General features: G+C 44.6%; 12 protein-coding genes. 11 read left to right on the top strand and 1 reads right to left on the bottom strand.

Annotated features, from left to right (window positions below; genetic code table 11):
- The first annotated feature begins 104 nt into the window (after positions 1 to 104).
- From gyrA to pyrF, 10 genes are all read left to right on the top strand, one after another.
- The gene (gene gyrA / locus E5672_RS07825; protein ID WP_014949646.1) at positions 105 to 2,819 is read left to right on the top strand and encodes a DNA topoisomerase (ATP-hydrolyzing) subunit A; all 2,715 of its coding nucleotides are present in this window, start codon (positions 105 to 107) and stop codon (positions 2,817 to 2,819) included.
- A 145-nt stretch (positions 2,820 to 2,964) separates the two neighbouring features.
- Positions 2,965 to 4,050 (top strand): 3-phosphoserine/phosphohydroxythreonine transaminase, encoded by a 1,086-nt coding sequence (serC, locus tag E5672_RS07820; RefSeq protein ID WP_071814891.1) that lies wholly within the window; start codon positions 2,965 to 2,967, stop codon positions 4,048 to 4,050.
- Between the two features lies 1 nt (position 4,051).
- On the top strand, positions 4,052 to 5,335 hold the full coding sequence (gene aroA / locus E5672_RS07815) for a 3-phosphoshikimate 1-carboxyvinyltransferase (RefSeq protein WP_136781685.1): 1,284 nt from the start codon (positions 4,052 to 4,054) through the stop codon (positions 5,333 to 5,335).
- Positions 5,336 to 5,515: 180 nt separating this feature from the next.
- Positions 5,516 to 6,187 (top strand): (d)CMP kinase, encoded by a 672-nt coding sequence (gene cmk / locus E5672_RS07810; RefSeq protein ID WP_014976668.1) that lies wholly within the window; start codon positions 5,516 to 5,518, stop codon positions 6,185 to 6,187.
- A 118-nt stretch (positions 6,188 to 6,305) separates the two neighbouring features.
- Positions 6,306 to 7,976, top strand: a complete 1,671-nt coding sequence (gene rpsA / locus E5672_RS07805; protein ID WP_039220847.1) for a 30S ribosomal protein S1 — start codon at positions 6,306 to 6,308, stop codon at positions 7,974 to 7,976.
- 76 nt (positions 7,977 to 8,052) lie between these two features.
- Complete coding sequence (gene ihfB, locus E5672_RS07800; protein ID WP_014949641.1) at positions 8,053 to 8,340, top strand: integration host factor subunit beta; 288 nt, start codon at positions 8,053 to 8,055, stop codon at positions 8,338 to 8,340.
- A 203-nt stretch (positions 8,341 to 8,543) separates the two neighbouring features.
- A complete protein-coding gene (locus tag E5672_RS07795; protein WP_136781684.1) occupies positions 8,544 to 10,886 on the top strand; it encodes a PilZ domain-containing protein in 2,343 nt (780 codons plus the stop codon).
- 129 nt (positions 10,887 to 11,015) lie between these two features.
- Positions 11,016 to 11,273 (top strand): LapA family protein, encoded by a 258-nt coding sequence (locus E5672_RS07790; RefSeq protein ID WP_136781683.1) that lies wholly within the window; start codon positions 11,016 to 11,018, stop codon positions 11,271 to 11,273.
- Positions 11,273 to 12,442, top strand: coding sequence for a lipopolysaccharide assembly protein LapB (gene lapB / locus E5672_RS07785; protein ID WP_136781682.1), 1,170 nt, complete (start codon positions 11,273 to 11,275; stop codon positions 12,440 to 12,442). Before E5672_RS07790 ends, lapB begins: the two co-directional genes overlap by 1 nt.
- 6 nt (positions 12,443 to 12,448) lie before the next feature.
- Entirely contained in the window at positions 12,449 to 13,147 is a 699-nt protein-coding gene (gene pyrF / locus E5672_RS07780; RefSeq protein WP_136781681.1) for an orotidine-5'-phosphate decarboxylase, read from the top strand.
- A gap of 248 nt (positions 13,148 to 13,395) precedes the next feature.
- On the opposite strand, the gene ald is transcribed toward pyrF, so the two are convergent.
- Complete coding sequence (ald, locus tag E5672_RS07775; protein ID WP_136781680.1) at positions 13,396 to 14,529, bottom strand: alanine dehydrogenase; 1,134 nt, start codon at positions 14,527 to 14,529, stop codon at positions 13,396 to 13,398.
- A 184-nt stretch (positions 14,530 to 14,713) separates the two neighbouring features.
- On the opposite strand from ald, the gene lrp reads away from it, so the two are divergent.
- A complete protein-coding gene (gene lrp / locus E5672_RS07770; protein ID WP_014949635.1) occupies positions 14,714 to 15,199 on the top strand; it encodes a leucine-responsive transcriptional regulator Lrp in 486 nt (161 codons plus the stop codon).
- Positions 15,200 to 15,378: the final 179 nt, after the last annotated feature.

Here is a 15,378-nt window from a genome sequence, read left to right as displayed (position 1 = left end):
CCACATAATAATAACAGTGCGCTCCCATGCCTTGTTTTCACAATGATGTGAAGCTAAGCGCTGGATAACGCAGAACAAACCAAGATAAAGGGATTAAGCAGTTTATGTCTGATAACGCTAAAGAAATCCTCCCCGTTAATATTGAGGAAGAGTTAAAGAACTCTTACCTTGATTACGCGATGAGCGTTATTGTCGGGCGAGCCTTGCCTGACGTAAGAGATGGCTTGAAGCCAGTGCACCGTCGTGTGCTGTTCGCAATGAACGAACTGAAAAACGACTTTAACAAGCCATACAAAAAATCTGCCCGTGTGGTAGGTGACGTAATTGGTAAATATCACCCTCACGGTGACTCTGCAGTTTACGACACTATTGTTCGTATGGCGCAACCGTTCTCACTTCGCTATATGCTGGTAGACGGTCAAGGTAACTTCGGGTCGGTAGACGGCGACTCAGCTGCTGCGATGCGTTATACCGAAGTTCGCATGGCAAAAATTGCGCACGAATTACTCGCCGATTTAGATAAAGAAACCGTTGATTTCGTACCTAACTACGATGGTACAGAACATATCCCTGAAGTATTGCCAACGAAGGTGCCTAACCTTCTTGTTAATGGCTCGTCGGGTATCGCGGTTGGTATGGCGACAAATATTCCGCCACATAACCTCACCGAAGTAATCAACGGCTGCGTAGCGTTAATTCAAGACCCGTCTATTACCATCGATGACTTGATGACTCACATCCCAGGTCCAGATTTCCCAACGGCTGCCATGATCAGCGGGCGCAAGGGAATTGAAGATGCGTATCGCACAGGTCGCGGTAAAATTTATCTCCGTGCTAAAGCAGAAATTGAAACTGACAGCAACGGTAAAGAAACTATTGTTGTTAACGAGATCCCTTACCAGGTTAACAAAGCGCGTCTTATTGAAAAGATTGCTGAACTGGTAAAAGAAAAGCGTATCGAAGGCGTTTCTGCACTGCGTGACGAGTCAGATAAAGACGGTATGCGCATTGTTATTGAAGTGAAGCGCAACGAATCTGCCGAAGTTTTGCTTAACCATCTATATGCTAATACCCAGCTTCAAACGGTGTTCGGTATTAATATGGTTGCGCTTGATAACGGTCAGCCTAAGGTATTCAACCTTAAAGAAACGCTAGAATGCTTTATTCTTCATCGTCGTGAAGTAGTAACACGTCGTACTGTTTTTGAATTACGTAAAGCCCGTGACCGTGCTCATATCCTTGAAGGTTTGGCAATCGCGCTTGCAAATATCGACCCAATTATCGAGTTGATTAAAGCATCGCAAAGCCCAGCAGATGCCAAGAAATCGCTTGTGGCACAAGGTTGGGACTTAGGCGACGTAGCACAAATGCTTGAGCGCGCAGGCGATGACGCTGCACGCCCTGACTGGTTAATGCCAGAATTTGGTATTCGCGACGGCAAGTACTACCTTACTGAGCAGCAAGCGCAAGCTATTCTTGACCTTCGCTTACACAAGCTAACAGGCCTTGAGCACGAGAAAATTCTAGAAGAATATAAGCAACTTCTAGAGATCATCGCAGAGCTTCTTCACATCCTAAACAGCCCAGAGCGTTTGATGGAAGTGATTCAAGAAGAGCTTGAAAAAGTACGTGATGAATTTGGTGATGAGCGTCGTACTGAAATTACGGCAGCAAGTCACGATATTGATATTGAAGATCTTATTGAGCAAGAAGACGTTGTTGTAACGCTTTCTCGCGAAGGGTATGTGAAATATCAAAAGCTTACAGACTACGAAGCACAGCGTCGTGGTGGCCGTGGTAAATCAGCAACCAAGATGAAAGACGAAGATTTCATCGAAAGGTTACTGGTAGCGAATACCCACGATCACATACTTTGCTTCTCAACTCGTGGTCGCTTGTACTGGTTGAAAGTGTATCAATTGCCGTTTGCTAGCCGTAACGCGCGCGGACGCCCAATTGTCAACATTCTACCGCTTGAAGAAAACGAACGTATTACTGCTATTCTTCCTATTAAAGAATTTGAAGAAGGCAAGTTTGTACTGATGGCAACGGCAAATGGTACAGTTAAAAAGACTGACCTAAGCCTATACTCTCGCCCTCGTTCAAGCGGTATTATCGCCGTTAACCTAAATGAAGGTGATGAGCTAATTGGTGTTGATATTACCCACGGTGATGACGACATCATGTTGTTCTCTGACGCGGGTAAAGTAGTTCGCTTTAACGAGAAGCTTCGCGACAGCGAAACCGGTGAAGTTAAGCGTGACCCAGAGACGGGTGAAGAGCTTCTGGCACTTCGTCCAATGGGAAGAACGGCAACGGGTGTTCGCGGTATTCGTCTTCAAGATGGTCAAAAAGTGGTATCACTTATTGTTCCAAAAGGCGATGGTCCAATCCTGACAGCGACAGAGAATGGTTTCGGTAAGCGTACTCCGCTTGAAGATTACCCTGCGAAGAGCCGTGCGACACAAGGTGTTGTGTCAATCAAGGTGTCTGAGCGTAACGGTAAAGTGGTTGGCGCGGTTCAAGTAGACGAAACCAACGAAATTATGCTTATTAGTGACCAAGGTACACTGGTTCGTACCCGTGTAGGCGAAGTGTCAGTAGTAGGCCGTAACACACAAGGCGTTCGCTTGATACGTACAGTAGAAGGTGAGCACGTTGTAGGGTTACAGCGTATTGAAGAAGTGGAAGAGTTACAAGAATTCGACGAAGACGGTAACCTAATCATTTCAGACGATGCGCCAGAACAAGCAGAAACTGCTGTTCAAGAGCAAGAGAACACCGCAGAAGACGGTGACGGCTCAACGACAGAAGAGTAGGGATAGGGCGCAGGTATTCATACTTGCGCATTATCAGTGTTCTTTCAAACAAGCGGCTTTAGCCGCTTGTTTACCTAATAGACCCGCAAAACGTTGAAAACAAAGCGAGTTAAACGGTAATTATCTACAGGTGTTGAAAAACGCGATGAAAGAGGTTTTTAACTTTAGTGCTGGCCCCGCCATGCTTCCAAAAGAAGTTATGGAAAAAGCACAATCAGAATTTACAAATTGGCGCGACCTAGGCTGCTCGGTTATGGAAGTCAGCCACCGTGGCAAAGACTTCATTGAGATAGCCGCAAAAGCAGAACAGGACTTACGCGACCTACTATCTATTCCGTCAAACTATCATGTGCTGTTCACGCACGGTGGTGGGCGAGGGCAATTTGCAGCTGTTCCTCTTAACTTATCTACTGTCAATGACACTAGTCTGCATTTAGTCAGTGGCTCTTGGTCAAAGGGTGCTGTAGACGAAGCGAATAAATATAATCGTGCCGTTGTTGTAGGTGAAGTATCTGAAAAAGATGGCCTTCATTATATTGCGCCACCTCAGCTGAGCGACATAGATCAGTCAGCCGCGTATTACCATTTCTGTCCAAATGAAACCGTTGACGGAATTGCTTTCGATTGGCTACCAGAGTCGGGCAAGGTGCCACTGGTTTCTGATATGTCTTCGACAATATTGTCTCAGCCGTTAGATGTAGCAAAGCATGGCGTAATATACGCTGGCGCACAAAAGAATATCGGCCCAAGCGGCTTATCAGTTGTTATTGTTCGCGAAGACCTGGTTGGCAAAGCACGTAAAGAAACGCCGTCAATTTTTGATTATGCATTAGCGGCAAAGTCTGACTCTATGTACAACACACCGCCAACGTTCTCATGGTACCTAGCGGGGCTTGTATTTGAATGGCTTAAAGATATGGGCGGCGTAGACGCTATGGCTAAACGCAATGCTGAAAAGGCAGCGTTATTATATTCAGCCATCGACAGCTCTGACTTCTATTCAAGTAAAGTTCACCCTGACAACCGTTCAAAAATGAACGTGCCGTTTCATTTAGCCAATACCGAACTTGATGGGCTGTTCCTTAAGCAGTCACAAGAAGCAGGGTTACTTGCACTTAAAGGGCATCGTTCAGTAGGGGGCATGCGTGCCAGTATTTACAATGCAATGCCAGTTGAGGGTATTGTTGCGCTAGTTGAATTTATGCGCGAATTTGAAAGAGTGAATGGATAAAATGGAGCAGTTAACATTAGACCCGATTGCAAAAGTATCGGGAGAGGTCAATGTACCTGGCTCAAAAAGTCTGTCTAACCGAGCGCTACTGCTTGCTGCGTTAGCTGAAGGCGAAACTGAACTAACGAACTTGTTAGATAGCGAAGACATTGAGCATATGCTTAATGCACTAACAAAGTTAGGCATTAGCTATCGCTTAAGCGAAGACAAAACCCAATGTGTTGTACAAGGTAACGGTGGGGCCTTTAACGTAGCTGAACCACTAGAGCTGTTCCTAGGTAACGCTGGCACCGCAATGCGTCCTTTATGCGCAGCACTTGCTGCAAGTAACGTTGATACCGTACTTACTGGTGAGCCGCGTATGGAAGAGCGCCCAATTGGCGACTTAGTCGATGCGCTTTTAGAAGCTGATGCTGACGTCACCTACCTTAAAAACGAAGGCTACCCGCCGCTTCAAATTAAGGGAAAGACATTAAGCGGTGGCGAAATGTCGGTAGACGGAAGTGTATCTAGCCAATTCTTGACTGCGCTTTTAATGGCTGCGCCATTATTTTCAGGTGATGTGACTATTCGTATAAAAGGTGAGTTGGTCTCTAAACCCTATATCGATATCACGTTAGATACCATGGAAAAGTTTGGCGTTACTGTTGAAAACGACAACTACCAAACATTTACGGTTTCTGGTGACGCCAAGTACATTGCGCCGGGTAAATTTATGGTTGAAGGCGATGCATCATCGGCATCTTACTTCCTTGCAGCCGGTGCCATTAAAGGTGGAACGGTACGCGTAACCGGAATCGGCCAAAACAGCATTCAAGGTGACATTCGTTTTGCTGATGTACTTGAGGCAATGGGCGCAAAGGTGGTTTGGAACGATGAGTACGTTGAAATAACGGGTGCGCCGCTTAAAGGTGTGAATATGGATATGAACCATATTCCAGATGCGGCTATGACCATTGCCACAACAGCGTTATTTGCTGAAGGTCCAACTACCATGACCAATATTTATAATTGGCGCGTAAAGGAAACAGACCGTCTTGCGGCTATGGCCACTGAGCTTCAAAAGGTGGGTGCGAAGGTGGAAGAAGGGCACGACTACATAAAAGTGTGGCCAACTGATTCGTTGAAGCACGCTGAAATAGACACGTATAACGACCATCGTATTGCCATGTGTTTCTCGCTTGTTGCACTAAGCGATACGCCGGTAACAATAAACGACCCGGGTTGTACGCGCAAAACCTTCCCTGACTACTTTACTCGCTTTAAAACGCTGTATAGTGCGTAAAGTTTGGTAAATGTCTCTTAAAAAATCGCGGTAGGCGAAAGAGCTATAGCCTCTGTAGCCCAATTATTCTAAGCGATTTATTCTAATGTCCAATGCCGCCACTAAGAGGCGGCATTGCTTATCTCTCACTAAAGCGTATAATTGCGCGCGATTTTTAGTAATTTAAACGATGGAGCAGGTATGCATTCCACACCCGTAGTCACGGTTGACGGTCCTAGTGGTGCAGGCAAAGGTACATTAAGTAGCTTGCTGGCAAAAAAATTAGGGTGGCACTTTCTAGATAGCGGCGCAATTTACCGCGTATTAGCAGTTGCTGCACTTCACCACGACCTTCCGTGTGATGATGAAGAATGTGTTGTTCCTCTAGCAACCGGTCTTGATGTTAGTTTCGAGACGAATGGCGATACCACTCGCATTATTTTGGAAGGCGAAGACGTTACTGACGATATTCGCACCGAAGAAGTTGGCGCCGTGGCGTCAAAAGTTGCGGCATTACCCCGGGTTCGCGAAGCACTACTTCGCAGACAGCGTGCTTTCCAACAAGATCCTGGTCTTGTTGCTGATGGTCGCGACATGGGTACGGTGGTATTTCCCGATGCGCCTGTAAAGATTTTCCTTACAGCAAGCGCAGAAGCCCGTGCTGAGCGACGCTATAGCCAGTTGAAAGCGAAGGGCATGGATGTTAATATTGCGCGCCTTTTAACCGATATCAAGGCAAGAGACGAGCGCGATACACAACGTGCGGTGGCTCCTTTGGTACCGGCACAAGATGCAGTAATTATAGATTCAACGGACTTGGATATTGACCAAGTCTTTGAAAAAGCGATGGATATTATTTCCTCACGCCTTTAATGACGAGAGCTGATCGCATCCAAAGCAGTGTTGCTACAGGAAGTGGCGACTAATTTTAATAACCCCGCGTTATCCGGATAAGAAGCGTGGATATCAACTTAAAAGTTATTTGAGACTTATGACTGAAAATTTTGCACAACTTTTTGAAGAAAGCTTACAAGAACTAGAAACACGTCCTGGTTCAATTGTAAAAGGTACTGTTGTTTCTATCGACAAAGACATCGTTCTTGTTGATGCAGGCTTGAAATCAGAAAGTGCTATCCCAGCTGACCAATTTAAGAACGCTGAAGGCGAACTAGAAATCGCTATCGGTGACCAAGTAGACGTTGCACTAGATGCAGTTGAAGATGGTTTCGGTGAAACTATCCTTTCTCGCGAAAAAGCGAAGCGTCACGAAGCGTGGGTTGAGCTGGAAAAAGCTTACGAAGATAAAGCTACAATTAAAGGCGTTATCAACGGTAAAGTTAAAGGCGGTTTCACTGTTGAAGTTAACAGTGTACGCGCGTTCCTTCCTGGTTCTCTTGTTGACGTACGTCCAGTACGTGACACTACGCACCTTGAAGGCAAAGAGCTTGAGTTTAAAGTTATCAAGCTAGACGCTAAGCGTAACAACGTTGTTGTTTCTCGTCGTGCAGTTATCGAAGCAGAAAGCAGCGCAGAGCGCGAAACGCTTCTTGCTAACCTTGAAGAAGGTCATGAAATCAAGGGTATCGTTAAGAACCTTACCGATTACGGTGCGTTCGTTGACCTTGGTGGCGTAGACGGTCTTCTACACATCACTGATATGGCTTGGAAGCGCGTTAAGCACCCAAGTGAAATCGTGAATGTTGGTGACGAAATCAACGTTAAAGTACTTAAGTTCGACAAAGAGAAGCAGCGCGTTTCTCTTGGTATGAAGCAAATGGGCAACGATCCATGGCAAGAAATTGCTTCTCGTTACCCAGAAGGTACTAAGATCAACGGTCAGGTTACTAACCTTACTGACTACGGCTGCTTCGTTGAAATCGAAGACGGCGTTGAAGGTCTTGTACACGTTTCTGAAATGGACTGGACTAACAAGAACATCCACCCATCTAAAGTTGTTAACCTAGGTGACACTGTAGATGTAATGGTTCTTGAAATTGACGAAGAGCGTCGTCGTATTTCTCTAGGTCTTAAGCAGTGCATTGCTAACCCTTGGGAAACATTTGCTGAGTCACACGAAAAAGGTGACAAAGTGTCTGGTAAGATCAAGTCAATCACTGACTTCGGTATCTTCATCGGTCTTGACGGCGGCATCGACGGTCTAGTTCACCTTTCTGACATCAGCTGGAACAAGTCTGGTGAAGACGCGGTTCGCGACTACAAGAAAGGCGACGAAATCTCTGCAGTTGTACTACAAGTCGACCCAGAGCGTGAGCGTATCTCTCTTGGCGTTAAGCAAATCGAAGAAGATCCTTTCAACAAGTATCTGACAGATAACAAGAAAGGTGCTATCGTTACTGGTACAGTAACAGCAGTAGATGCGAAAGGCGTTACTGTAAACCTAGCTGAAGAAGTTGACGGCTACATCCGCGTTGCAGATCTTGCTGTAGAGCGTGTTGAAGACGCAACAGAAGCGGCAAGCGTTGGTGATAGCATCGAAGCGAAGTTCATGGGCGTTGACCGTAAGAACCGCACTGTTAACCTATCTGTTAAAGCGAAAGATCAGGCTGACGAAAAAGAAGCTATCGATAAAGTTAACCAGCAAGAAGATGTTGGTTTCGCTAACGCGATGGCAGAAGCATTTAAAGCTGCTAAAGGCGAATAATGCTTTTGTGGGTGTGCACCTGCACACCCAATTCGCGATAGCTGTTTAAACAATAATATTGACAATGAGGTTAAGCATGACCAAGTCTGAATTAATTGAACGGCTCGCGGATCAAGCGCGTCATATTCCGGCGAAAGAACTCGAACTGGCTATTAAAGAACTTCTAGAGCAAATGGCGCAAACTCTGCAAAAGGGCGAGCGTATTGAAATTAGAGGATTCGGAAGTTTCTCGCTTCACTATCGCGCACCACGCGTAGGTAGAAATCCGAAAACGGGTGAAACGGTGAAACTTGACGGTAAATATGTACCGCACTTCAAGCCAGGTAAAGAGCTTCGCGAAAGGGTAGACGCCTCAATCGCATGATGCATTTTTAAAAGCCGCTGAAAAGCGGCTTTTTTGTGCCTGATGGAAAGTATCATCACGATAACCCTTTCATTTAACTCTCTGCCTAGCTTAAATTAACGAATACCCTGAGATACTTTTGTTTAATTTTTAATACCTATTGACCCCGACTAAAGTAGGGTTATATATTATTCGAATAATAATAAACGGTATACGTAGAAGTAATGTCAGCCGGCGATGAACAAGCAATAATAAAACAGTACCAGCCGCTCATTCGCGCGTTAATTCCATATGAACAACAAAACAGGTTGTTAGAGGGAATTAACAAGTTTTCGAAGCGTTTACCTAGTAGTGTCCGAAAAGTCGTGAAAGAAGAGGTCGTTCGATTAACATCGTTAACCGACGCTCCCGCCGATAATTCTGCCTTCGCCCAATTCCCTGTCATGAAGTTCAAGCACTTCGGTGTTCAGATGCGCCTCGATAAAGTTGGCGCGCAGATCCTCAAAAACGAAACATCGCTCTATCAAGACAGGTACACCGTAGGTGTGTTTGAGTCAGTAATGAACTCAGACTTTTACCAAAATCAAATAAAAAAAGAACAGTTCAAAAAAATTGTCGATGCATTTAACGTCGAAAGCCAGTCGTTTACCGATATCGACTTTGGTGATGACATTGCTATTCGGCCCAACTTTACTATTTCTTCCCCCGAATTCGAGAAAGGCCGTCATTGCTCAATAAGCTCTATGTCACATAAAGGAATTACTTTAGAGACAAAAAGGCCCCCTAATGCATCCACCGGTGATGTAATCACTTTCACCATTCCCGAAGTTAAAGGTCTAACCAAAGAACCTACTGAAATTACCCTTGAACTAGAGTCTGTAAAATACAATAAACATTTAGGGAAATACGAAACGTCATTTAATTTTCCTGGTGACGTCGATAAGGGGTTTTTAGCAACGCTTAAACGTTATGTTGCGGTAACTGCCTATAAGCAACCGCTGCAGAGAGATTTAGAAATAGAGCGCGCTATGCAAGAACTCGAACGGGATCGTATTCTAGAAAATAGCCCATGGCTTCCCGTTTTTCTTGCTCCGGAAAAGCAATCACTTAAACCTATGATTGCACTTTTTACTAAAGCGAATGTTGAGCACAATGATGCGGACAAACTGCTGGCAAGTTTGCAAGATAAGGCAATTTTCGCCACGTTAGTTGATGAGTTGCGAAAGTATAATGAAGCTTATGTATTTCACGGAAACATCAAAACCAAAAATGGTAACGTGCAGATAACCGCTACACACAGGCAGCTTCTTGCACTAAAACAACTCAACGCGCTGGTGTATCTTCTTGCCAAAGGTGGTGACTTTATTTGTACCCACTGTCGACTTGATAGTGTCACCCGTGAAGATAAGCAAAAAGCCTTTGCAATTCATGATATTGCTAGTAAGGAATTTGAACAGTTAGCTCAGATCTCGCATGTATTATATTGTAAGGACGTGTCTGCTTATCTCACAAATTTAACGCTTTCTGCTAAATGCGATTTCAAACCCTTATCTAAAACACTAAGGGCCAGCGGCAATAATTGGCGAATAGATTATGTCATGGAAGAAGACTTAGATAGGCGTAGTGAAACCCGCTACGTCATAGATAAGCCCGCTTCTATCAAAGTGGGCTTGCTTACTTCCCTTGATGCCCGAGTTGCCGATTTAAGTGCAAGCGGTATGAAGTTGACGGTTGCGCCCCATAGCGATCTACAAAAAGAAATTCGAGTTTCTGTGCCTGAACTGAAAATTAAAGGCGAAAAATATAAGGTTGTGCATTATCATGCGGAAACAGGCGTGGTGAGATTGTGTCTTGTTGAAGACACACGTAAAGCTAAAGTGAGTTCTAGCGTCGATCATATGGTTGAAGAGAATACCGCTTATTTCAAAGTAAGGGATATTGCGCGTATTCAGCGCTCAACTCACCGTTATATCTGGGAATTGGCGGTGAGGCATATGCCGTCTTTATCGGTACTATGTGTGATGAACCGCTTTACCTTAGACAGGCTCAAAACTGTTTATCAAAGTGACACATCTGACGATCTTTATCCTTTTTCTCGTACACAAAATATTATTCCACTGCACGGCTTTTTTGCAGACAAAGGGCAGGCTAAGCCCAAGTCTCAAATTTTAGAGGCTATGTTCAAAGAAACATCTGAACAAGCGTTAGTGGTTCACTGTGTTAGAAAGAGCGATAACCGTTTAGTGTATATAAAAGAACGCGACTTTCTGTTTTCTAAATTGCGTACACAGATAAAAACTCAGTTAGATGAAGAGAAAATTCATCTCAGTGCTACAGATGTCACCGCAATTCGCTGCCATGGTGCGATCACGCCTTTAACTAAAAAGCGTCTTGCCCAGCTATCAAAGCTAGACAAAGCCATGTATGACAAGCTCGAAACTATGCAGGCAGGCTACACACACTGCATTTTCATTACTAATATGTCTGCGCTTCACCACGACCTTGTGGTAGACAACCTCATTGCAAAACCACAGCGTCAGGATCTTGAAAGCGAAGGCGCGGCTTAATGCTAGAGTCTTCTGAGTAGGCAATTATCTTTGCGGATTGGTATAACATCATTTCCCTTACGCTTTTAGTGTTATCTCTTTTCGCATTTTGCTATTCTTGTAAATAAATCAATAAAAAAGGGTTGAGTGTTGAAAGGGATCCTAACGTTTCTCATCATCTTAGTGCTACTTGCCATCGCATTTGTGATTGGCTCTCAAAACGAAGCACAAGTAACAGTTAATTATCTAATTGCTCAGGCGAATCTTCGCTTATCAACATTGATTGCGATTACACTTTCAATAGGCGTGGGTATCGGCATTTTAATCATGTTAATGAGTTGGCTGAAGTTACGTGTTCAGTTGATGTCTGCGCAATCGAAAATACAGAGTTTGGAACAAGACCACTAATGCTCGAACTGCTGTTTCTCCTTTTACCTGTTGCGGCAGGGTACGGTTGGATAATGGGCCGAAATAGTGTCCGTCAAGCGCAGCGAAAACAGTCAAGTATCCTATCTAAGCATTACTATAAAGGGCTAAACTTTTTACTTTCAGACCAACCCGATAAAGCTGTTGATACGCTAATTAAAATGATTAACGTAAACAGTGATACGGTGGAAACTCATATTGCAATGGGCAGTTTTTTCCGTCATCGCGGAGAAATAGATCGCGCCATTAAGGTCCATCAAAATTTAGTGAGTCGTGAAGAGCTCCAACCCGCCCAGCGAGAAAATGCACTGAGGGAGCTTGGCCACGATTACACGCAAGCAGGCTTCCTAGAGCGTGCGGAAAATGCGTTTCTTCAACTGCTTAATAGCGAAAAGCATTACCTTGTAGCTCAACAGCAACTTTTCAGTATTTACCAGACGACGAAAGAATGGGAAAGAGCCATTGAATTGGCTGAGCGTATGGTGCAGTGTCATGGTGACAATGATGATCTGTGCGAACGCCTAGCCCATTTTTATTGTGAACAGGCAGCGGTAGAGTTAAAGAATGACAGCCAAGGGGCAGCGTTAACCTTATTGCAAAAAGCGGTGAATGCCGACGAACATGCAGTTAGGCCGTGGCTTATGTTGGGTGATATAGCACTTGATCAAAAACGCTTTACCGATGCTAACGCGTATTTTACTCAAGTAGCCGAAAGGGATATTAATTGGTTTAGCGAAGCCGTGCCTAGTCTAGAAAAAATTGCCGAAGAGACAGATGACTGGGAAAGTTTTCAGAAAAACTTAGAAGCACATTGGCAAGAATGCGCCACGTCCTATTTAGCCATGGTCGACGTGCTCATGAAGCGCGGAGAAACAGCACAAGCAGCTGAGTATCTACTTGAACAGCTTCGCAAGCGTCCGACCATGCGCGGCTTTAAAACCCTCATGGGGCTTTATATTGACCAGCTTTCAGATAAAACGACAGCTGATAGCTTGCGTCTACTTAAAGAATTGGTAGAAAAGCAAATGTTGCAGCGCCCTAAATATCGCTGTGGCAGCTGCGGCTTTTCTGGCCGTAAACTATATTGGTTATGCCCTAGCTGTAAAAAGTGGGGCGTAGTAAAACCTATCAAAGGGCTAGACGGAGAATAAAAGAACATGCATGACCCACGCGTTATTGTTGCATTAGACTATGACAATAAAGACACTGCATTGGCGTTTGTTGATAAATTAGATTCAAGCTTATGCAAGCTAAAAGTGGGCAAGGAGATGTTCACCTTATTTGGACCGGAATTCGTAAAAGCGCTGATTGCTAAAGGCTTCGACGTTTTCTTGGATCTAAAATTCCATGACATTCCAAATACTGTAGCGAAAGCGTGTAAAGCAGCGGCAGAGCTAGGCGTGTGGATGGTAAATGTACATGCATCAGGCGGCTTACCCATGATGCAAGCGGCTAAAGAAGCGATTGCTGCAAGCACAAACCCTCAAACTAAGCTTATTGCGGTTACCGTGCTTACCAGCATGGACGAAGCGCAGCTGGCTGATGTAGTAAGCGGCGTAACGCCAGAGCAACAAGTGTTGCGCTTAGCAGCGTTAACAGAAAAAGCAGGACTTGATGGTATTGTTTGTTCAGCCCAAGAAGCCAGCGCACTACGTGAAAGACACAATGACGAATTTCTTCTAGTTACCCCAGGTATTCGCCCTGTGGGGGCTGATGCGGGGGATCAAAAAAGGGTTATGACGCCACCCGATGCAATGAAGGCGGGTGTGAGCTATTTGGTAATGGGGCGGCCTATCACTAAAGCAGATGACCCGATTGCAGTGCTAAAAGCCGTAAACGCATCAATAAACGGTTAGCTCTTCACAATAGACCTTTTGTGTAGCTAGCTAAGTGGCTCGTTTAAGGCCGAGTCACGTGTTCAAAATTTACCGGGATATTTTAAAATTAAAGTGCTAAAGCAATAGAAATTAAGTTTGTCTCGTTACTATTTGTTCAAATACAAAAAAGCTCGGATGTAGTGTTTACATACCGAGCTTTTTTCTTGACGTTATTATTTAAGGCTTTTCAATCACCCAAGCGCTCTAACGCCCAGGAAACAGAAAACTTATTCGCCTTTAAGCGCTACTTCAGCAGGCGTATATGTTAGACCTAACTCTTCACCTAGAGCGTCAACAACGGCTTTGTAAGTTACTTTACCCTCGTGAACATTTAGACCGTTAAGCAAGTGCTTGTCTTCTAGCATCGCTTTTGCTGGGCCTTTGTTAGCAAGGGCTAGGCCAAATGGCAATGTGGCATTATTAAGTGCCATGGTAGACGTACGCGCAACGCCGCCAGGCATGTTTGCAACACAGTAGTGAACCACGTCATCAACAATATAAACCGGGTCTTGGTGCGTAGTTGCTTTAGAAGTCTCAAAACAGCCACCTTGGTCAATAGCAACGTCTACAAGCACTGAACCCGGCTTCATGGCCTTGATTTGTTCGCGAGTAAGAAGTTTAGGCGCGGCTGCACCAGGGATAAGTACTGCACCAACAACTAGGTCCGCTTTAGATGAGTAATGCTCAATGGCATCAACGGTAGAATAAACGGTTTTAACTTGACCGTTAAAGATGTCGTCTAATTGGCGAAGACGTGGAAGTGAACGGTCTAAAATAGTGACATCTGCGCCAAGGCCTAGTGCCATTTTTGCAGCGTTAGTGCCAACAACACCACCACCGATAACCAATACTTTACCTGGTGCTACACCCGGAACGCCACCAAGAAGTGTACCGCTACCGCCGTGTGCTTTTTCAAGGTAGTGCGCGCCAGCTTGAACCGACATACGACCAGCTACTTCACTCATTGGTGCAAGTAGTGGAAGACCGCCTCGGTCGTCAGTAACCGTTTCGTATGCGATACACGTTGCACCTGACTCAACAAGTAGCTTTGTTTGCGTTGGATCGGGTGCTAAATGAAGGTATGTGTAAAGGGTCTGACCTTTACGTAACATTTTACACTCGTTTGGTTGAGGCTCTTTTACTTTCACAATCATTTCAGCTTCAGCAAACACCTGGTCAGCAGTTGACGCGATGGCGGCGCCTGCTTCTACATACATCTCGTCAGTAAAACCGATAGCATCGCCGGCATTAGTTTCAACCAGTACACTGTGACCGTGGCTAACAAACTCTTTTACTGCTGCTGGCGTCAAGCCAACACGATACTCATGGTTCTTAATTTCTTTTGGTACACCAACTAACATGTATAGTCCTCAATTTTACAGTGAGCTTCTAAGTGGCTCTGGTTGAACTTTGATTGACAGTGTTCGGCTGTGAAGCGTGCGAACATGTTTGCTGAGTATACGTGATAAAAAAGCGAACTATCTGCTGAAGAAATGTGATTCCTAGCATATAATTCTTTGTAAGTTTGATTTTAAGAAATTTAATATGCTGGTAAAGACGCCGAAACACCTTGACCGAATAGACAGGAATATACTGGTTCAACTGCAAAAAAACGGACGTATATCAAACGTTGAACTGGCCAAAGAAGTAGGCCTTAGCCCAAGTCCTTGCTTAGAAAGGGTAAAGAGATTAGAGGCTCAGGGCTATATAAAGGGATACCACGCGGTTGTAGATCCTGAGAAACTAGGTGCAGCAATGCTAGTCTTCGTAGAGATTACGTTGACGAAAACATCGGTCGATATCTTCGCAGAATTTTCTGCTGCCGTAAAACTGCACGACGATATACAAGAATGTCACTTAGTGTCTGGAGATTTCGATTTTTTGTTAAAAGCACGTGTCGCTGATATGGGCAGCTACCGAAAATTACTAGGTGATACTTTATTGCGTCTGCCTGGTGTAAGTGAGTCGCGGACATACGTTGTAATGGAAGAAGTGAAAAGTACTTCTTCTCTGCGGATTAATTTGAAGTAATGAAAGCGTGGCTCAATAGCGTATTTTTGTGGTAGGCTGTGCAAAAATACAGTGTTTGTGGGCGGCTAAAGGATAGCTGCATTATACAGACATAGGGTAGGGGAGTAGGCCAATAGTTTCATTAGTATGCTCAACTACTTACAAAAATTAAATAATTAATAATAATGTAGGGATTGCAA

The organism is Alteromonas portus (assembly GCF_005117025.1).
Lineage (GTDB): Bacteria > Pseudomonadota > Gammaproteobacteria > Enterobacterales > Alteromonadaceae > Alteromonas > Alteromonas portus.
The sequence above is the reverse complement of the archived record's forward strand: the minus strand, read 5'-3'. Positions and strand labels throughout refer to the sequence as shown.